Source organism: Pseudomonas sp. NPDC099000, from assembly GCF_044759925.1.
Lineage (GTDB): Bacteria > Pseudomonadota > Gammaproteobacteria > Pseudomonadales > Pseudomonadaceae > Aquipseudomonas.
The window spans coordinates 142,967-162,661 of sequence record NZ_JBIWAF010000005.1; the positions used below are offsets into that span (position 1 = coordinate 142,967).

The 19,695-nt window shown below is 58.6% G+C and carries 15 protein-coding genes; 3 read left to right on the forward strand and 12 right to left on the reverse strand.

What is annotated here, in order from left to right; all coding sequences use genetic code 11:
- Positions 1–19: 19 nt before the first annotated feature.
- Complete coding sequence (locus tag ACIQV9_RS09050; protein WP_403100198.1) at positions 20–3,367, reverse strand: hypothetical protein; 3,348 nt, start codon at positions 3,365–3,367, stop codon at positions 20–22.
- Positions 3,368–3,626: 259 nt separating this feature from the next.
- Here ACIQV9_RS09050 and ACIQV9_RS09055 point away from each other — a divergent pair, with 259 nt between their 5' ends.
- Positions 3,627–4,646 carry an alpha/beta fold hydrolase gene (locus tag ACIQV9_RS09055; RefSeq protein WP_403100200.1) on the forward strand — a complete coding sequence of 340 codons (1,020 nt, stop codon included), beginning with the start codon at positions 3,627–3,629 and terminating at the stop codon, positions 4,644–4,646.
- A 225-nt stretch (positions 4,647–4,871) separates the two neighbouring features.
- Here ACIQV9_RS09055 and ACIQV9_RS09060 read toward each other — a convergent pair whose 3' ends face one another.
- Positions 4,872–5,231, reverse strand: a complete 360-nt coding sequence (locus tag ACIQV9_RS09060; protein WP_403100203.1) for a DUF6124 family protein — start codon at positions 5,229–5,231, stop codon at positions 4,872–4,874.
- Positions 5,232–5,763: 532 nt separating this feature from the next.
- Here ACIQV9_RS09060 and ACIQV9_RS09065 point away from each other — a divergent pair.
- A complete protein-coding gene (locus tag ACIQV9_RS09065; RefSeq protein ID WP_403100206.1) occupies positions 5,764–6,429 on the forward strand; it encodes a DsbA family oxidoreductase in 666 nt (221 codons plus the stop codon).
- A 158-nt stretch (positions 6,430–6,587) separates the two neighbouring features.
- Here ACIQV9_RS09065 and ACIQV9_RS09070 read toward each other — a convergent pair whose 3' ends face one another.
- The 10 genes from ACIQV9_RS09070 to ACIQV9_RS09115 all read right to left on the reverse strand — a co-directional run bounded on the left by ACIQV9_RS09070 (position 6,588) and on the right by ACIQV9_RS09115 (position 18,840).
- A complete protein-coding gene (locus ACIQV9_RS09070) occupies positions 6,588–7,916 on the reverse strand; it encodes a sigma-54-dependent transcriptional regulator (RefSeq protein WP_403100209.1) in 1,329 nt (442 codons plus the stop codon).
- A complete protein-coding gene (locus ACIQV9_RS09075) occupies positions 7,913–9,814 on the reverse strand; it encodes an ATP-binding protein (protein WP_403100211.1) in 1,902 nt (633 codons plus the stop codon). The genes ACIQV9_RS09070 and ACIQV9_RS09075 overlap by 4 nt, the downstream gene beginning before the upstream one ends.
- Before the next feature lie 198 nt (positions 9,815–10,012).
- A complete protein-coding gene (locus ACIQV9_RS09080) occupies positions 10,013–10,747 on the reverse strand; it encodes an amino acid ABC transporter ATP-binding protein (protein WP_403100214.1) in 735 nt (244 codons plus the stop codon).
- Positions 10,744–11,415, reverse strand: coding sequence for an amino acid ABC transporter permease (locus tag ACIQV9_RS09085; protein WP_109634474.1), 672 nt, complete (start codon positions 11,413–11,415; stop codon positions 10,744–10,746). The genes ACIQV9_RS09080 and ACIQV9_RS09085 overlap by 4 nt, the downstream gene beginning before the upstream one ends.
- The gene (locus ACIQV9_RS09090; protein ID WP_403100216.1) at positions 11,415–12,161 is read right to left on the reverse strand and encodes an amino acid ABC transporter permease; all 747 of its coding nucleotides are present in this window, start codon (positions 12,159–12,161) and stop codon (positions 11,415–11,417) included. The genes ACIQV9_RS09085 and ACIQV9_RS09090 overlap by 1 nt, the downstream gene beginning before the upstream one ends.
- Before the next feature lie 192 nt (positions 12,162–12,353).
- On the reverse strand, positions 12,354–13,268 hold the full coding sequence (locus tag ACIQV9_RS09095; protein ID WP_403100219.1) for a glutamate/aspartate ABC transporter substrate-binding protein: 915 nt from the start codon (positions 13,266–13,268) through the stop codon (positions 12,354–12,356).
- A 445-nt stretch (positions 13,269–13,713) separates the two neighbouring features.
- Positions 13,714–15,252 carry a glycerol-3-phosphate dehydrogenase gene (gene glpD / locus ACIQV9_RS09100; protein WP_403100221.1) on the reverse strand — a complete coding sequence of 513 codons (1,539 nt, stop codon included), beginning with the start codon at positions 15,250–15,252 and terminating at the stop codon, positions 13,714–13,716.
- A 316-nt stretch (positions 15,253–15,568) separates the two neighbouring features.
- Entirely contained in the window at positions 15,569–16,324 is a 756-nt protein-coding gene (locus ACIQV9_RS09105; protein WP_007916700.1) for a DeoR/GlpR family transcriptional regulator, read from the reverse strand.
- An 83-nt stretch (positions 16,325–16,407) separates the two neighbouring features.
- Entirely contained in the window at positions 16,408–17,913 is a 1,506-nt protein-coding gene (glpK, locus tag ACIQV9_RS09110; protein WP_403100224.1) for a glycerol kinase GlpK, read from the reverse strand.
- A gap of 75 nt (positions 17,914–17,988) precedes the next feature.
- A complete protein-coding gene (locus ACIQV9_RS09115; protein WP_403100226.1) occupies positions 17,989–18,840 on the reverse strand; it encodes an MIP/aquaporin family protein in 852 nt (283 codons plus the stop codon).
- A 371-nt stretch (positions 18,841–19,211) separates the two neighbouring features.
- Here ACIQV9_RS09115 and ybaK point away from each other — a divergent pair, with 371 nt between their 5' ends.
- A complete protein-coding gene (ybaK, locus tag ACIQV9_RS09120) occupies positions 19,212–19,682 on the forward strand; it encodes a Cys-tRNA(Pro) deacylase (RefSeq protein WP_403100229.1) in 471 nt (156 codons plus the stop codon).
- Positions 19,683–19,695 lie beyond the last annotated feature (13 nt).

Below are 19,695 nucleotides of genomic sequence, written 5' to 3' on the forward strand. Positions count from 1 at the left end.
GAATCGGCTCGATTGACCGTTAATTCGAGAGCTGTCTGACGGTCAGCAAGTTAATGTAAAAATCATTACCGATGTCTCCTGTCTCGTAGTTGGTAATGTTGAACATGGCGTTGATGGAGGTGGCTGTAAAAGACCCTATCACCGTAATCCATCCCGTATGTTTGTAAATATTCACGACAGGGGTATTAAGCATGTTGTTGACCACCAGGTTTATTTTCGGATCGACGTCGTAGCCGTTCACGGCGGTGTTGTATACCTGGCACGAGAACTCGTACCTGGCGCCAGTCACCAATTGAAACGCACGTGAGAACAGCAGGCCTGAATTGTTTATTTTTCCAGGCGTAAATATATGAAAGAGGGCGTTAGGCGCTGAACCCAGGAAGCGACCTGTTTGTGCACCAATGCCTGGTGCCCAACCATTGAAGTTTGCGTTGTTAAAACTGGTCACGGAGTTCAGATCTGCTTGCACCGTCACAGCCCATGGGGGGGAGACCTGCTGACCATCGGGGGTTTTAGCGGTCAGGCTGTGGCGACCCAACCCGATGTTGATGACTTTCCTCCAGATCCCGTTAATGTCCGCTGTTACCGTTTCTATTGACGATTCACCGTTGAACAAATGGACCACGCTTTTGGGCGTTGCGGTCCCTACGAGTTCAGGTGTTGGGTCATCGCATGTACCACCGTTAACGACTTGCCCGGTAATGGCCCCTTGATTGTCGATCAACTGCGTAATCATCGGCCTTGCCAGCATTTCCGATTTGATCGTCAGTTCCCGCATGGGGAAGAACGTATCAATGCCTCCTTTGTTGCTGAGGTTGGCAATCGACAGGCCGAATACTTCAGTTCCGTCCTTGAACAGTTGCAGTTGCTCCCTGCTGATGACACCGCTTAATCCCGTGTTCACATGGTTGGCGTTAATTACCCCCTCGAACAACATGATGACGTGTTCGCTACCGTCGGCTTTTTGCCCACTCAGGGCCACCCGCATCCGCGTTCCGATGGCAATGAACAGCCAGGCAATCAGCGTCCAGTGAGCATCCCCCGTGAAGTTGTTGAGGTTAAGGACCTTGTGATCCGGCGCCTCTTTAATGGTCATGCGCGGGTAGTTGATGTCTTCATTGGGAATGGAGGTGACTTCGTACCTGGTGGGGGCGGAGCTTTGATCATGTATGCCTTCCTGCGTCACGACATACCAGAAGGACATGAAGGTTCCCATGTTGGCGGGGACGGCGGTCAGGGGCAGGGTGAAGATCAATGTTCCGCTGGCGCTGCCGCCAAGTGTCGCAAGCACCGGGCTGCCAAAGCCCTCGCGCCCTTTGACGAAGAGGGTGACACGATGGGTGGGGTCCATCCCGGTGTAGGTGACTTTGACCGTGGCAAGTTTCTGAGTGTTTTGCGGATTGATACTAGTGCCAGGTGAAGCTTGCACAAGCTCGGGCGGCGGTAGCACCAGGGCCTTGGCGCCGATTCGCAACACCAGTTCGGGCGCTGTCAGCGGGAGTTCGCGCTCGCGCTCGATGTACCAGTCCACCTTGATCACTTGATTGAGCAGTGAATTGATGAGTTCGTAGGCCAGTCTGAATTCAATGTCTTTGTCGAGGTGGGCCGCGGTAATGGGCAACGAGTCTGCAAAAACAGGATTGCCGTCGGGTCCGCGTACTTCCAGATGAACCGTATCGCCGATGCGCGTGTGGCCTTTGGCCAGGCAAATGGCGGAAGTGCCGAAAGGAATGACCTTCGGATCGAGTACGCCGTTTTCGTCTTTGCCGACATCGACGACGCCCAGGAGATTGGTCACTTGCCCGATGCGCAGCCGACGGGTGTAGGACTCAAGAGGTGCGGCATGCCCGATGCCGGTGACGGTATAGGACAGCCGGACCGAACCGTTCTGATAAGTCTCGAAATGGGTGGTTTCACAGACGAATGGCACGACGATGCCCTCCCCCGGAATCACCATGGACTGGGTAACAAACCGTTCGTAAGTTTGCAGGCGCGTTGTGCCGCCGGCGCTTGTACTCAGGCAGGTCAGCGTCACCTTGTCACCGACCGCCAGACCTTCGATTCCAGGTCCGGCATAGACGACCGTCTCTGCCAGATCTGGAGACAGGACCGCCCCGTGAGCTTGCGGCGCAGTAGGTGCTGGGGCTCGGTATTTTTTGCCGATTAGCTCCAGGAAATGGGAGTAGGACGGGGTGCGTTTCTCTACGCCGGCCACGACTCTTATGCGCTCGTAGTAGATCTCTATGGTCGCCGGGGCCAGATTCTTCACTATTTCGTAAAGCACCTCGACCGTGACGATGCCTCTTTGGTAATTAAACGGACCAAAGGACTGAGTGAGTCCAGTCTTGGGGTTGTAGATAAAGCATTCCACTTTATCTCCAGGGATGGCGTCGGCTCGCTCGACGAAGATTTCAATTTCCATGGGCTTGCCATTGAGATCGTCGATTTTCAGAACATTGCCGTTCGAGCCAACCACTGAAGGCGCTTCAAGATAAGTGAGATTCGGATCCAGTTTTCCTTCACCTGTTTTGGAGGTGAGACTGCTGTTGTGTACTTGGTCACGGATCTTGTAACTCACCAACAACGGGTCAGCGGGGCCGATCAGCTTGAGCACGGCAGCCGACACAAATACAACGATGTTCTGACCGACCTCCTCGGGTTTGAGGGTGTACTCGACGATTTGATTGCCGAACATCAGGGTAATGACGTCACCGACGGTCATGATTGGCCAGGCAGGAATAGTGACGTCCACTCCTTCCTCCACCATCGTCTTATCTATAATGGCCGGGAATCGAGGGGCCTCCAGAGGCACGCGCTCGGGGGTGTTGCCGTTGGGATCGCGGCTGTCCGGAAAGGTTGGCTTAAACCATACGGTGATCTCTTCTGAACGTTCCGGGCCATTGCCGCTGGTGCGTTCGACGGTGTACCACATGCGATGGATGCCGGGTTTTTCGACAGCGGTCCTGGGAATGAAGCTGACGATGTCCTCGTTGTTGTGATTCCTGGGGACGGTTTCGGTCTTGATCAGTGTGCCTCGATCCGCCGGGTCAGCGGCCTGACCCGGGGCGAGGGGGGTGCTCATGTACAAGCGCAAGGTGTCAAACGCCGCCATTAACGCGTAAGAGGGAAAAAGCACCCACCACCCCAGGCCGGGACCTACGGTTTCATCCGCGTTGACCCCATACGAGGCGGTGGGGTAGTCGACCACGTGCCAACCCAGAATCAGGATGGGGAAAATGGCGAATGCGCCATCTTCTGTGAACAGGCCCTGCGACCTGATTCCGGCACACAAGTCGACCTGTTGTTGCGGGCTTTCTTTTTTCAGCTCGGCAAGTTGCTCTGGTGTGAAAAAAAATAAAGCAGTCATAGGTGTTCTCCGACTCGCACGAAAGCGCGCGAACCGGGGGCGGCAAGGCGCGTCAGAGACTGATTGAAAGCTCAAACTGGCAGGCTGGCTACTGTCAGAAATAACAGGTACAGACTGTTTTCTGACCAGCGGTAGTCCTCAACACGTCCCTCGACCGCTCGGCAATCTTCATCAAACTGTCACGTAACTGTGGCAGCGCGCTTGATCAAACTTCATCAGACTCGCGCTCTACTGGGGTTCTGCGTTTCGGTGTTTTTTCATGCGTGCATTCATTTTTCTGGCCTTGCTGTTGTTTGGCCTGCCGTCCTTGGCGGCGTCTCGTTGCGATGTCAATGTTCCCACCCTACAGGCCGATCTGGCGCAGGTGAGCCTGGCGTATCAGAGCATCGGCCGTGCGTCCGACCCGGCGTTGTTGCTGGTGATGGGCCTGGGCGGGCAGTTGATTCACTGGCCGGATGAGGTGGTGGTCGCGCTGTGTCAGCAGGGTTTTCGGGTGATTCGTTATGACAATCGCGACGTCGGCCTGTCGACCTGGCGGCAAGCGCCCGTCGACGCCAACCTGACCTTCGAAGTGCTGCGTTACAAACTCGGGTTGCCGGTGGCGGCGCCGTATACCCTGACCGACATGGCCGACGATGCCTTCGGCCTGATGGATGCGCTGAAGGTTGAGCAATTCCACGTCCTGGGCGCGAGCATGGGCGGGATGATCGCCCAGCACATGGCGGCGATGGCGCCGCAGCGGGTCGAGAGTCTGACACTGATCATGACCAGCTCCGGGGCCGAAGGCTTGCCGGCGCCGAGTGCGGCGTTGGTGCAGTTGTTGTCGCGGCGGAGCGCGCCGAATCGCGAAGTGGCGCTGGAACAACAGGCGGACTTGCTGGCGGCGCTGGGCAGCCCGACGGTGAGCGATGATAGGCAGGCGTTGCTGCATCAAGCGGCGCTTTCTTATGACCGGGCGTTCAATCCTGAGGGCGTGAAGCGCCAGATCATGGCGATCCTCGCCGAGCGCAGTCGCGTGGCGCTGCTTAACCAATTGCGCGTTCCGACGCTGGTGGTCCACGGCACGGCCGATCCGCTGTTGCCGGTGATGCATGGCGTGCACCTGGCGGCGCATATTCGTGGCAGTCAGTTGAAGCTGATTCCGGGGTTGGCGCATCGGTTCCAGGAAGCGTTCAAGGCGCCATTGTTGGCGGCGGTGTTGCCGTACTTGCAGGCCCATCGCGAAGACACTTCGCATTGGGCACAGATCGATCCGGTGCCAACCCCGAACCTCCTGTAATCCCCAAATCCAACCTGTGAAACAAAATCCTGTGGTGAGGCAATGCTGTTCACTTAAGACAATCTCCAGTCGAGCAGGAACCTGTGGCGAGGGGATTTATCCCCGTTCGGCTGCGAAGCAGTCGTAAATCCAGACAACTCGGTCTGTCTGAACGGACGCGGGGGCGGCTTCGCCACCCAACGGGGATAAATCCCCTCACCACAAAGGCTCCCTTGCCTCAGTTGGTTATGTCGATGGAACGAGGTTATCCAGCATTCGGTTTACCGCCAGTTCGCCCAGCATGACGGACTGCTGAATGCCCAACACGGTGTTGCGCTGCGGGCCTTCCAGCAATCCGGCGAAATCACTCAGCATCACGCTCGCTGACGCCAGGGATTCACAGGCATTGGCCAGCAGGGTTTCGTGATCGATGTCGGGGGCGATGGTGTAAATGGTGCTGGGCCGGCGTGGAGTGTCTTTGGGGATGACCGGTTTGAGGTAGTAATCTAGGGCGCGGTCGGCGGCTTGATTGAGTTTTTTGGAGTCCGGGGCTTCGTAGGGGGAAACGTCGTCGGTTTCCGGTGGATTTGGTGTGATCTTGAACATTGGATTGGTACTCCTGTTAATAGAGCCGCAACCTGTCTCGCTACTAAACGGAAGGGTGGCAGCTGTGCGCAAGTTAGTAGACCGGCCACCAATCCAAAACCGGCGCGTCCGAGGACGCCATGCGCACAGCTACCATCAAGTGCAGGCGAATGCCTGACTATATGACGCATGTACGTCCGGATTGGAAAGGCCGGGCTACTAAACCCGATCACTGGGAATCAGTGACACGAACCAAGTTACCGACGGCCCCCAAAGCGCACAAGCCGGCGGATTCTGACGTGGTTGTAGGCGACGGCGCAAGGCGCTGTAGCTTTCAGGAAGTAACCTTAAACAGAACTAAACACACTCCCCAAAACACCCCAAAACCCCTGTAGGAGTGAGCCTGCTCGCGATAGCGGTGTATCAGCCACAGCAGTGTTGACTGCAAGACCGCTATCGCGAGCAGGCTCTCTCCTACAGGGGACCTGCGCGCGCCAGCCTTCGGGTGTATCGTTCGAACTTTCCGGCGCGATCCAAGCCTGCGAGGTGAATGATGAGTACCCCCCTGAAAATCGATTTCGTCAGCGACGTGTCCTGCCCGTGGTGCGTGGTCGGCCTGTACGGCCTGACCCGCGCGCTGGAAGTGCTGCGTGATGAGGTCCAGGCCGAGATCCGTTTCCAGCCGTTCGAACTGAACCCGAAGATGGGGCCTGAAGGGCAGAACATCACCGAACACATCACCGAAAAGTACGGCTCGACGCCTGAGCAATCGCAGAAGAACCGCGAGATGATCCGCGCCCGTGGCGCCGAAGTCGGGTTTGCGTTTCGCACCGACGGCAACAGCCGCATCTACAACACCTTTGATGCGCACCGATTGTTGTACTGGGCGGGGCAGGAAGGGTTGCAGTTCAATCTGAAGGAAGCGCTGTTCAAGGCGTACTTCACTGATGGCGGCAATCCGTCCGACCACGGGCAGTTGGTGCAGATTGCTGAAAGCGTGGGGCTGGATCGGCAGCGGGCCGAGGCGATTCTGGCGTCCGATGAGTTTGCCAAAGAGGTGCTCGAAGAAGAGCAGTTGTGGCTGTCGCGCGGGGTGAGTTCGGTGCCGACGGTGGTGTTTAACGGGCAATACGCAGTCAGTGGCGGGCAGCCGGTCGAGACGTTCGTCGGGGCGATTCGGCAGATCATGAGCGAATCAAAGGGCGGGACCGTTAGCTGATCACGCGGCTGGCCGAATTAATAACTGTGGGCGAGCCTGGTCGCGATGGCGGTGTATCAGCCAACATCAATGTTGAATGTTATGGCCTCATCGCGAGCAGGCTCGCTCCGACAGGGATTTGGCTGCCGCACCCAGCGCCGCTTTCAGCATCAAATCCATCAGTGGCTCAGTCCGTACTTTTTGACTTTGTCGAACAGCGTGGTCTTGGCCATGCCCAGTTCCAGGCTGGCCTGGGTCAGGTTGCCGCCGCTGCGTTGCAACGCGTCGCTGAGCAGGTTGCGTTCGAACGCTTCCACCGCTTCGGCAAAGGCCAGACCCTGAGCGCTGCCGCTGGCGCCGGATTTCTTGAAAGCCGGCAGGCCGAGGGCAAAACGCTCGGCGACGTTGCGTAGTTCGCGCACGTTGCCGGGCCAGTCGTGGCTCATGAGGTTCGACAGGGTCTGGTTGTCCAGCTCCGGCACGGCGCGGTCGAAGCGCAAGGACGATTGCTGCAGGAAGTGTTCGAACAGTTGCAGGATGTCTTCGCGACGTTCGCGCAGGGGCGGCAGTTCCAGGGTTACCACGTTCAGGCGGTAATACAGGTCGCTGCGAAACTCGCCGGCCTTGCTCGACTCGTCGAGGTCGGACTTGGTCGCCGCAATCACCCGGCAATCCACGGCCACGCTCTGGTTCGAACCCAGGCGTTCGAGGGTGCGTTCCTGCAACACCCGCAGCAGTTTGATCTGCAAGGGCAGGGGCATGCTTTCGACTTCGTCGAGAAACAGCGTGCCACCGTCGGCGTGTTCGATCTTGCCGATCCGCCGTTTACCGGCGCCGGTGAAGGCATTGGCTTCATGGCCGAAGATCTCGCTTTCAAACAGATTCTCCGGCAGACCGCCGCAGTTCAGCGCGACGAACTGTTTGGTGTGGCGGCGACTGAAGTCGTGCAGGCAGCGCGCGACCAGTTCCTTACCAGTGCCGGTTTCGCCTTCGATCAGCACGTTCGCCGAGGTATCGGCGACGTTGGCAATGAGTTCGCGCAGGTTCTGCATGGCCGGCGAGCGGCCGATAATCCGACCTTCCAGGGAATCACGCTCCGCCAGTTGCCGGCGCAACGAAGACACTTCCCGGGCCAGGCTGCGTTGCTCCAGGGCGCGACGGGCGACATCGACGAGGCGTTCCGGCGAGAAAGGTTTCTCCATGAAGTCATAGGCGCCTTTCTGCATCGCGCCGACGGCCATGGAGATGTCGCCGTGGCCGGTGATCAGCACCACCGGCAGGCTGCGATCGCGGGCCTTGAGGCGGGTCAGCAGTTCCAGGCCATCGATGCCCGGCAGGCGAATGTCGCTGATGACGATGCCGGCAAAGTTGTCGCCAACCCGTTCCAGCGCTTCTTCGGCGCTGCCCACACCCACGCAGGGAATGTCTTCGAGGGTCAGCGCCTGTTGGCAGCCGAGCAGCACATGGGGGTCGTCTTCGACGATCAGCACACTAAGGTCGTTGTTCATATTGGCTCGGCGTGAATGGGGCTTACCAACGGTAAACTGAGGACGAAGGTGGTGCCACCGCTGGCCGGGTGTTCGACACCCAGGTGCCCACCGGTGGCGGCGGCCAGGCTGGCGGAAAGTGTCAGGCCCAGGCCCAGGCCTTGTTCGCCGGGCTTGGTGGTGAAGAACGGTTCGAACAGATGCTTGCGCGCTTCGGCATCGATACCGTGGCCGTTGTCGCGCACGCGCAGGCGATATTTGCCATCGAATGCTTCGCCCTCCAGCCACAGCTCGGGCAACGGTTGCGCCTGCATGGCGTCGAGCGCGTTGCCGATCAGGTTGACCAGAATCTGCTCGAGGCGGGTCTGATCGATCTGCACCTGCACGTCTTTGAAGTCACGGTGCAGTTGCAGATGGACACTTTCCACGCGACCGCCGAGCAGTTGCAACGCGGCGTCAACCGCTTTGCCCAGGCACGCCTGGCCCTTGTCGTCACCGCGACGGGCGAAGGAACGCAGGCTGGCGGTGATCCGGCCCATGCGGTCGATCAATTCGTTGATGGTCTTGAGGTTGGTGCTGGCCACGTCCAGTTGACCGCGCTCTAAAAAGCGCACGGTATTGCCGGACAAGGTGCGCAGCGCCGCCAGCGGCTGGTTCAGTTCGTGGGCGATGCTGGTCGACATCTGGCCGATGGCGGCGAGTTTGCCGGCTTGCACCAGCTCATCCTGGGCGCGGCGCAACGTCTCTTCGGCCTGACGCCGTTCGCGGATTTGGCCCTTGAGGCGTTCGTTGCTGGCGCGCAGGTCGGTGGTACGTTCGGTAATCCGACGCTCCAGTTGATTGTTGGCTTCCTGCAGGGCTTCTCGGGCAGCGAGGCGGGTGGCGATCACCTTGCGCCGCTCGTTCCAGGCAATCAGCAGGAACGCCACCAGGGCAAACGCCACCGCCACCAGAATCCCCTGATTGATCGCTTCACGGCGCAAATCCTGGAGCGGTGTGAGCAGGGTGAAGTTCCACGGGGTGTCGCTCAGGGGACGGGTTTGCGAAAGGTAGCTGATGTCCTCTTCGTCGGACTCCACTTCACTGTTAGCGGGGAAGATCAGTTTTTCTTCGCCTTCGGCCAGTTTCTCCCGAGCCAGCGGTTGCAGTTCGTTCAGCGGGAACCAGTAGTACTGCAGGCTGCGGGCCAGTTTTTCCTTGGTTTCGTCGCTCAACGGCACAACCGACTTGAGTCGTCTTGCCGGATCGCTGGAGAGAATGATGATGCCGTTCTCGTCGCTGACGAAGGCTTCGAGGCGCGCGCGCTGCCAGCGTTCTTCCATGGCTTCGAGGCGCACTTTGACCACCGCGACGCCGATGATCTTGCCGTGTTCTTCCAGGCCGTGGGCCAGGTAATAACCGGGTTCGCCGCTGGTGCTGCCGATGCCGTAGAAGCGTCCCGGCTGACCGCGCACGGCGTTCTGGAAATAGGCGCGAAAGGACAGGTCTTCACCCAGGTAACTGTCGACATCGCGCCAGTTGCTGGTGGCCATGACGCGGCCGGTGGTGTCCATCACGTAGATCGCCCGACTGCGGCTGCGCCGGTTCAGGCCTTCGAGGTATTCATTGACCGTTTGCCGGTATTCCGGTGACGGGTCGGCCAGCAGTTTTGAAACACTGGATTCAAGTTCCAGCAGGCTGGGGAGGTAGGTGTACTTGCTGATCTCGCTCTCGACGGCGCGGGCGTGCAGTTCGAGCTGACGCTGGCCGTTCTCGCTGAGGCTGCGAATCCCGTAGTGTTCACTGACCCAGAAGCCGAGGTAGCCCAATCCGATCATCAGGGCGATGACCAGGGGAGGCAGGAACAGATGGCGAATCAGACGGGGTTTCACGGCGAGTGATGGCGGCGCGGCGCGATAGAGAGTGGGGTCGCATTTCATCACAGATGCCTTGGGTCAACCACAACGCAAATCTCAAGACCACCACCGGCCCCATATGGGAGCAGGCCTGTGTGGTGAGTGGGTTTTGTGGTGAGTGGTTCTGTGGCGAGGGGATAAATCCCCTCGCCACAAAAACCACTCACTCCCAAATCCCTCACCACAAAAGCTCGCTCCCACATTTGGGGAGCGGTGCCTTTCTTAGTGCTGCAGAATCTTGTTGAGGAAATGCTGCGTACGCTCGGCGCGGTGGGTGATGTCGCCGAAGAAGTCCTCTTTCTTGCAGTCTTCGATGATTTTGCCCTGGTCCATGAAGATCACGCGATCCGCCACTTTGCGGGCAAAGCCCATTTCGTGGGTCACGCACATCATGGTCATGCCTTCGTGGGCCAGTTGCACCATCACGTCGAGCACTTCGTTGACCATTTCAGGGTCCAGCGCCGAGGTCGGTTCGTCGAACAGCATGACGATCGGGTCCATCGCCAGCGCACGGGCAATCGCCACACGCTGTTGCTGGCCACCGGAGAGTTGGCCAGGGTGCTTGTGGGCGTGAGCCGAGAGGCCGACGCGCTCAAGCAGTTGCAGGCCTTTCTTGGTGGCTTCGTCCTTGCTGCGGCCCAACACCTTGATCTGCGCGATGGTCAGGTTTTCGGTAATGGTCAGGTGCGGGAACAGTTCGAAATGCTGGAACACCATGCCCACGCGCGAGCGCAGTTTCGGCAAGTCGGTCTTCGGGTCGGCGATGGACGTGCCATCGACCACCACGTCGCCTTTCTGGAACGGTTCCAGGGCGTTGACGCATTTGATCAGGGTGGATTTGCCGGAGCCGGACGGCCCGCACACCACGATCACTTCGCCTTTTTTGACCTCGGTGCTGCAGTCAGTCAGTACCTGGAAGTCGCCATACCACTTGTTGACATTCTTGATAGAGATCATACGGCAAACCTTTTTTGCAGACGCTTGACCAGCAGCGAGGCGGCAAAGCTGATTGTGAAGTACGTGAGACCTGCAAAGATCAGGAACTCATTGGAGCGACCGATGATGTCGCCACTGGCACGGGAGGCATTGAGGAAGTCCACCAGGCCGACCGCGTAGACCAGCGAAGTGTCCTGGAACAGGATGATGCTCTGTTGCAGCAGCAGCGGGGTCATCTTGCGGAACGCTTGCGGCAGGATGATCAAACGCATCATCTGGCCATATGTCATGCCCAAAGCCTGGGCAGCACCCATCTGGCCCTTGGGAATCGACTGCACGCCGGCCCGGACGATTTCGCAGAAGTACGCCGCTTCGAACATCATGAAGGCCACGATGCAGGAGGCAAACGCGCCGATCGGGGTGTCTTCGCCGGTGATCCAGCGCAGCACGAACGGCACCGCCAGGTAGAACCAGGTGATGACCAGCAGCAGCGGGATCGAACGGAAGTAGTTGACGTAGGCGCCGGCGATGTTCGACAGCAGCTTGCTGTGGGACAGGCGCATCAGGGCCAGGATCGTGCCGAGGATGATCCCGCCGACGACGCCCAGCGCCATCAGTTGCAGGGTCATGACCATGCCGTTCCACAGGCCCGGCAGGGAAGGGACGATGCCCGAGAAGTCGAATTCCATCATTTACCCCCTACGGAGATCAGGCCCGGTACGGCGACTTTCTTCTCGACCCCACGCATCAGCAGCATCAGGCTCATGTTCAGGGTGAAGTAGATCAGGGTGGCCAGGGTGAAGGCTTCGAACAGGTTGGCGGAGAACTCGGCGGTCTGTTTGGTCTGCGCGAGCAGCTCCATCAGGCCGATCAGCGACGCCACGGAGGAGTTCTTGAACACGTTCAGGAATTCCGAGGTCAGCGGCGGAATGATGATCCGGTAGGCCTGGGGCAGCAGCACGTTCCAGTAGATCTGCGGCAGCTTGAAGCCCATGGCGCGAGCGGCCGCTTCCTGGCCGCGAGGCAGCGCCTGGATGCCGGTACGCACTTGTTCGCACACGCGGGCGGCGGTGAACAGGCCCAGACAGACGACGACGCTGAGGAAAGCCGAGGTGGTCGGGTTCAGGTCCTGTTTGTACCAGTCCTGCAGGTTTTGCGGCAGCAGATCGGGTACCAGGAAGTACCAGATGAACAGCTGAACCAGCAACGGCACATTACGGAAGAGTTCGACGTAGCAGGTCGCGATGCCCGATACGATGCGATTCGGCACGGTGCGCATGACGCCCAGAACCGAGCCCAGCAGCAGCGCGATGATCCAGGCGGCGACGGCGATGGCGATGGTCCAGCCCAAACCGGAGAGGTACCAGTCGAAATAAATTTCGCTGCCCACGCCGGTGGACTTGAAGAATACGCCCCAGTCCCAGTTGTAATTCATTAGGGTCTCCCCTCAGATCGTTCGATGTACAAATGCCCGCCTGGGGAAGCTCCGTTCCCGCCCGACCTTGACGATCAGGCACACACGAGCGGCTCGACAGCCACCGGTTCGAGTGTTTCCAAAAATGCCAGCAGGGAGTGACTATCTCCTGAAAGGGCAGAGGCCCTCTCAGGAGATAAGGTTAGTCAGAAATCAGGATTTCTTGTCGTCAGCCGCTTTATCGGTCGGATTGGCGATCAGTTCCTTGATCTTCTCGCTCATCGGGAAGTTCAGGTTCAGGCCTTTTGGCGGGATTGGCTGCATGAACCATTTTTCGTAGATCTTGTTGATCTCGCCCGACTTGTAGGTTGCGATGATTGCGTCGTCCACAGCCTTCTTGAACGGCTCGTCGCCCTTGCGAACCATGCAGCCGTAGATTTCATAGGACTGTGCAGTACCGGTCACCGACCAGTCCGTCGGCTTCTTGGCCTTGGCCATTTCACCGGCCAGCAAGGCGTCGTCCATCATGAATGCAACAGCGCGCCCGGTTTCCAGCATCTGGAAGGACTCGCCGTGGTCCTTGGCGGAGATCACGTTCATGCCCATCTGTTTGTCGGCGTTCATCGACTTGAGGATGCGCTCGGACGTGGTGCCGGCGGTGGTCACGACGTTCTTGCCTTTCAGGTTGTCGAAGTCTTTGTATTCGGAAGCGGTTTTCGACAGCAGGCGAGTACCCACTTCGAAAATGCCGACAGAGAAGTCGACTTGCTGCTGACGCTCGACGTTGTTGGTGGTGGAACCGCACTCGACGTCCACGGTGCCGTTCTGCACCAGCGGGATACGGGTTTGCGAGGTGACCAGGTTGTATTTGACCTGGAGGTTGGGCATGTCCAGGTCTTTCTTGATGGCTTCGACGATTTTCAGCTGGATATCGTGGGAGTAGCCAACCGGTTTGCCGGAAGCATCAGCGATATAGGAAAACGGGATGGAAGCGTCACGATGCCCGAGGGTGATCACACCGGACTCTTTGATCTTCTTCAGTGTGCCGGTGAGCTCGGCAGCGAAAACTGGAGTGCTAATCAGAGCGGCAGCAATGGCTGCGCCCAGGATATGGGGAACGATGCGCATCAAATTTTCCTCGACATTGTTTTTATATGGAGCCAGTTCATCGGCCCTTTTTGTGCTTCGAATGCCTGACGGCTCCTGAAGTGGGATGCAACAGGCATTCGTTCAAGAGTGTAGAGCATGACTCGTGCCAGGCCAGGCGACACAGATCAAGTCATTGATTTGTAAGGGGATTAAATATTTATGGCGTTAATTTTTGCGACGGATAATCCGGTTAACCGAATCGACCGACAGGTCGCGTTCGGAAAACCGAATACGATCTCGTGACTGCACATATCCCTGTGGGAGCGGGCTTGCCCGCGATGAGGCCATCAAATCCAACATTATTGAGCCTGACAGTCCGCAATCGCGGGCAAGCCCGCTCCCACATTGATCTGTGGTGTCCTCCAGAATGGAAAAAACCCCTGAATCGTGAGATTCAGGGGCTTCGCTTTAACCGGATTCCCGATCAGGCCGCTTCGATCTTGCTGCGGTTCTGCTCGACCTTGCTCAGGTAGTCCGCCAGTTTCTGCTGTTCCGCCGGGGTAGTGAACAAGCCCAATTTACTGCGGCGCCACAGAATGTCATGGGCGGTGGTTGCCCATTCTTCGCTGCACAGGTAATCGACTTCGCGGGTGTAGAGACCGCCGCCGATGTGTTCGCCCAGGTCGCTGAGGTTCTGCACGCCTTCCATCATGCACCAGGTACGGCTGCCATAGGTGGTCGCCCAGCGGCGTGAGATTTCAGTCGGAACCCAGTCGAACTTGTCGCGAATCAGCGAGCTCAGCGCCTGCGGAGTGGTCATGTCTTCGCCGCCCGGCAGGGTGGCGCTGGCGGTCCAGCTTGGCTTGATGTGCGTGAAGTACGGCGCCAGTTGTGCCAGCGCCGACTCGGCCAGTTTGCGGTAGGTGGTCAGCTTGCCGCCGAACACCGACAGCAACGGCGCTTCTTCGCCAGTGCCCGACAGTGCCAACGTGTAGTCGCGGGTGACGGCCGACGGGTTGTCGGATTCGTCGTTGCACAGCGGACGAACGCCGGAATAGCTGTGCAGGATATCGTCGCGGCTGATCCGCTTCTTGAAGTGGGCGTTGACCACTTTCAACAGGTAATCGGTTTCGCCTTCGGTGATCGCCACTTTTGCCGGATCGCCGGTGTACTCGCGGTCGGTGGTGCCGATCAGGGTGAAGTGGTTCAGGTACGGAATGGTGAAGACGATGCGCTGATCTTCGTTTTGCAGAATGTGCGCGTGTTCGCCTTCGTACAGTTTCGGCACGATCAGGTGGCTGCCCTGGATCAGGCGGATGCCGTATGGCGATTCCATCTTCAGGTCGTCACGAATGAACTTGGCGACCCATGGGCCGGCGGCGTTCACCAGTGCCTTGGCGCGGATCGAAAACAGGCTGCCATCGGCGCGTTCCAGGTGCAGATGCCACAAACCCTTGGTGCGACGGGCGCTGACGCAACGGGTCTGGGTGTGAACGTGGGCGCCTTTCTCGCGGGCGGCCATGGCGTTCAGTACCACCAGACGCGCATCGTCGACCCAGCAATCGGAGTATTCGAAGCCTTTGGTGATTTCGCTTTTAAGCGGGCTGTCCGGACCGAACTTCAGGCTTTTCGAGCCTTCGAGTTTTTCCCGCTTGCCGAGGTGGTCATACAGGAACAGGCCGGCGCGGATCATCCAGGCCGGACGCAGGTGCGGACGGTGCGGCAACACGAAGCGCATTTGCTTGACGATGTGCGGCGCCTTGGCCAGCAGCACTTCGCGTTCGGCGAGGGCTTCGCGCACCAGGCGGAATTCGTAATGTTCGAGGTAGCGCAGGCCGCCGTGGATCAGTTTGCTGCTGGCGGACGAGGTGTGGCTGGCCAGGTCATCCTTTTCGCAAAGGAACACCGAGAGGCCGCGACCGGCGGCATCTGCTGCGATCCCCACGCCATTGATCCCACCACCGATGACGGCGATGTCGTAGACCTCAGCGAGAGGGGGCGTAGGCAAGGTAGAAGTGGGCATCGGCTGGCCTCGGGCTTTTTTGATTTTCTGTATTGGAATACGAACATTAATGTTCATTTGCGAAAATAGTAGCCCATTAAACCGCCCGCAGCCAGTCAACTTCGATTGAAAATACTGATCGAAGGGGCGGGAAAGGAAAATTTACGAACATTTAGGTCGTTGCAAGGAACAAATGTGGCGAGGGGATTCATCCCCGTTCGGCTGCGAAGCAGTCGTCAAACCACCACACGAGGTGTATCAGAAATACCGTAGTTGCAGGTTTTAGGGCTGCTGCGCAGCCCAACGGGGATAAATCCCCTCACCACAGGGGAGGGGTTTAAACGACTTCGAGCCGAATCTTGTGCTGACTCAACAACTGCGCCAACGCCGGCACAGGCTGCTGATCGGTCACCAGGCAATCAATCAGACTGATAGGCCCCAGGCGAATCATGGCGTTGCGCCCGAATTTGCTGGAGTCAGCCGCCAGAATCACCTGCCGGGCATTGGCGATGATCGCCTGCGACACCCGCACTTCCTGGTAATCGAAGTCCAGCAGGCTGCCGTCTTCATCGATGCCGCTGATGCCGACCAGGGCGAAGTCCACCTTGAACTGGTTGATGAAGTCGACACTCGCCTGGCCGACCACGCCGCCATCGCGCCGCACATTGCCACCGGTCAGCAGAACGTCGAAGTCGTCCTTGGCGCTGAGCATCGAGGCCACGTGCAGGTTGTTGGTGATGATCTTCAGGTGGTTGTGGTTGAGCAACGCCCGGGCAATCGATTCGGTGGTGGTGCCGATATTGATGAACAGCGAGGCGTGATCCGGGATCTGCGCCGCAATGGCTTCGCCGATACGCTGCTTTTCATCGCGCATCTGGTCGGCGCGCATGGCGTAGGCGGTGTTTTCGACACTGGAATCGTAGGCCGCGCCGCCGTGATAGCGACGCAACAAATTGGCTTCCGCGAGCTGATTGATATCGCGGCGGATGGTCTGCGGTGTAACGACGAACAGCGTAGCCATTTCCTCGATGCTGACATAGCCGCGTTCGCGGACCAGTTCGAGGATTTGCTGCTGACGGGGAGGCAGATTCATGGGGCTTCCTTTGGCTGCCGTGCAAAATTTGCCCATGATGCCGCAGGAATCTGCTCCCGACCAGTTACAACCCTGTTGTTGGCTTATTCAGCGCCTTCATGCGGTTCCCAGTCGCGGGTGCGGCTGACGGCTTTTTTCCAGCCGGCGTAGAGTTTTTCCTTGGCGGTTTCGTCCAGGGTCGGTTCGAATTCGCGTTCGATCACCGCCTTGCCGCGCAACTCATCCAGGCTGCCCCAGAAACCACACGCCAGGCCGGCCAGGTAAGCGGCGCCCAGTGCAGTGGTCTCGCGCATTTGCGGACGCTCGACCTGAGTGCCGAGGATGTCGGCCTGGAACTGCATCAGGAAGTTGTTCGCGACCGCGCCGCCGTCCACGCGCAGGGATTTCAAACGTTCGCCGGAATCCTGTTGCATGGCGTCCAGAACGTCGCGGGTCTGGTAGGCAATCGACTCCAGGGCTGCACGAATAATGTGATCCACACGCACGCCGCGGGTCAGGCCGAACAGGGCACCACGGGCGTACGGGTCCCAGTAGGGAGCGCCGAGGCCGGTAAAGGCCGGTACCAGGTACACGCCGTTGCTGTCCTTGACCTTGTTGGCGAAATATTCGGTGTCGTGGGCGTCGTTGATGATCTTCAGTTCGTCACGCAGCCACTGAACGGTCGAGCCACCGTTGAACACGGCGCCTTCGAGGGCGTAAGCCACTTCGCCGCGTGGGCCGCAAGCGATGGTGGTGAGCATGCCGTGCTTGGACTTCACGGCTTTGTCGCCAGTGTTCATCAACAGGAAGCAGCCGGTGCCGTAGGTGTTTTTCGCCTGGCCCGGCTCGACGCACATCTGGCCGAAAAGGGCTGCTTGCTGATCGCCGGCAATACCGCCGATGGCGATGCCGCTTTTGGTGTGGCCGTAGATTTCTGACGAGGACTTCACTTCCGGCAGCATCTCGCGCGGAATATCCAGCACCTCCAGCATCTTCGCGTCCCACTCCAGGGTGTGGATGTTGAAGAGCATGGTGCGCGAGGCGTTGGTGTAGTCGGTGACGTGCACCTTGCCGCCGGTAAATTTCCAGATCAACCAGCTGTCGACGGTGCCGAACAGCAGTTCACCTTTACGCGCACGCTCGCGGCTGCCTTCGACGTTGTCGAGGATCCACTTGAGTTTGGTGCCGGAGAAGTACGGGTCGGTGACCAGACCTGTGGTTTCGCTGATGTATTGCTCGTGGCCATCGCGCTTGAGCTGCTGGCAGATCTCGGTGCTGCGGCGGCACTGCCAGACGATCGCGTTGTAGATCGGGCGGCCGGTGGTCTTGTCCCAGACCACGGTCGTTTCGCGCTGGTTGGTAATGCCGATGGCCGCGACCTGGTCGTGATGCAGGCCGGCTTGAGCCAGGGCCTCGACCATCACGGCGCTTTGGGTGGCGAAGATTTCCATCGGGTCGTGTTCGACCCAACCGGCTTGCGGGTAATGCTGGGCGAATTCGCGCTGGGCGGTGCACACCACGTTCGCGTCGCGGTCGAAAATGATCGCGCGGGAGCTGGTCGTACCCTGATCGAGGGCAATGATGTAGTTCTTATTCTGAATGTCGGTCATGTCGATTGCCTTGGACGAAAAAAGGAAGTGAGGTCAGGCGCGAGACCAAAAGGGCAGGATCACGCGCCTACGGTATCAAGAAGTTCTTGGTTTGCCGTCAATGGCCGGTGTTGCGTCCTTTGTAGCAGGTATGGCGCTGGGCAGATGACGGGCAATCAGCCCGCGATACGCGGCAGCGCCGAGGCAGGCACCGACAATCGGTGCAAAAATCGGAATCAGGAAATACGGGATATCGCGGCCGCCGGTGAGGGAAATTTCACCCCAGCCGGTGAAGAAAGTCATCAGCTTCGGACCGAAATCACGCGCCGGGTTCATCGCGAAACCGGTCAGCGGGCCCATGGAGCTGCCAATTACTGCAATCAGCAAACCGATCAGCAACGGTGCCAGAGGCCCTTTTGGCAGACCATTGTTGTCGTCGGTCAGGGACATGATCACGCCCATCAGGATGGCGGTGATGATGACTTCAACCAGGAAAGCCTGGGCGGTGGACAGGGCCGGGTTGGGGAAGGTGGAAAACACCGACGCCAATTCAAGGCTGGCCTGGGTGCCACGGACCATATGGTGAGTTTGTTCGAAGTCGAAGAATAGATTGCTGTACAGCGTGTAGACCAAAAATGCGCCGCAGAACGCGCCAGCAATTTGAGAAAGGATATAGAACGGCAGTTTGCGCTTTTCGAAGTCGGCGAAAATGCTCAGGGCGATGCTCACGGCAGGATTGAGGTGAGCCCCGGAAACCCCGGCGGTCAGGTAGATCGCCATGCTCACACCGACGCCCCAGATGATGCTGATTTCCCACAGGCCAAAGCTGGCACCCGCGACCTTGAGCGCGGCAACACAACCGGTGCCGAAAAAGATAAGCAGTGCAGTGCCCAGAAACTCGGCCATGCATTGGCTTGAGAGCGACGGTTGTTGTAAAGCAGTTGTCATTGAAAACCTCGTTTTTGTTGTTGTCTGGCGCTTCTTTCGTCATGGCCAAAGCGCGTTTTCCACCGAGGCAGAATCCCCATCCTGTTCTCGGCCTGCTGCTGGGGTGCTGCGATGACACATTCGTACAGTATTCAGATTCGAAAAAATATAGACAAGAAACGCTGCTGTCAAAGGTCGAAAGTGAACCGTCAGTCACAATTCAACTATTAGTCACGTGAATGATCGTATCGTTCACGCCGCAGGCTGATCACGGACGAGCGGCAGGCGGCGCTGCCAAGCCTTTGAAACAGTGGCGCAATAGAGCCTTTTTCCGATCAATGTCCTAGAATCCAGCGCAGGATTTTTCTACTGCCGCCCAGTCTGGAGCTGCCATGACCCCCGCATTGGATTTGTTGAAAAAAGTTCGAGCCGAACATCGCGTGCACAGTTATGAACATGATCCGAAGGCCGCGTCCTATGGGCTGGAGGCCGCGGAGAAACTGGGACTGGACCCGGCGCAAGTGTTCAAGACGTTGCTGGCGGCGAGTGAGAAAGGTGAGTTGCTGGTGGCGGTGGTGCCGGTCGTCGGAAGTCTGGACTTGAAGCATCTGGCTCACGCGGCGGGTGTGAAAAAAGTCGAAATGGCCGATCCTGCCGCTGCGCAACGCGCGACGGGTTATCTGTTGGGCGGGATCAGTCCGCTGGGGCAGAAGAAGCGTTTGCGCACATTTATCGATACCTCCGCTCAGCCCTTTGCAACCATTTTCGTCAGCGCCGGTCGGCGCGGTCTGGAAGTTGAATTGGCGCCGGCCGTGCTGGCCGAGCACACACAGGCCAAGTTCGCCGATATCGGCCGCGTCTGAATCAGGGAGAAGG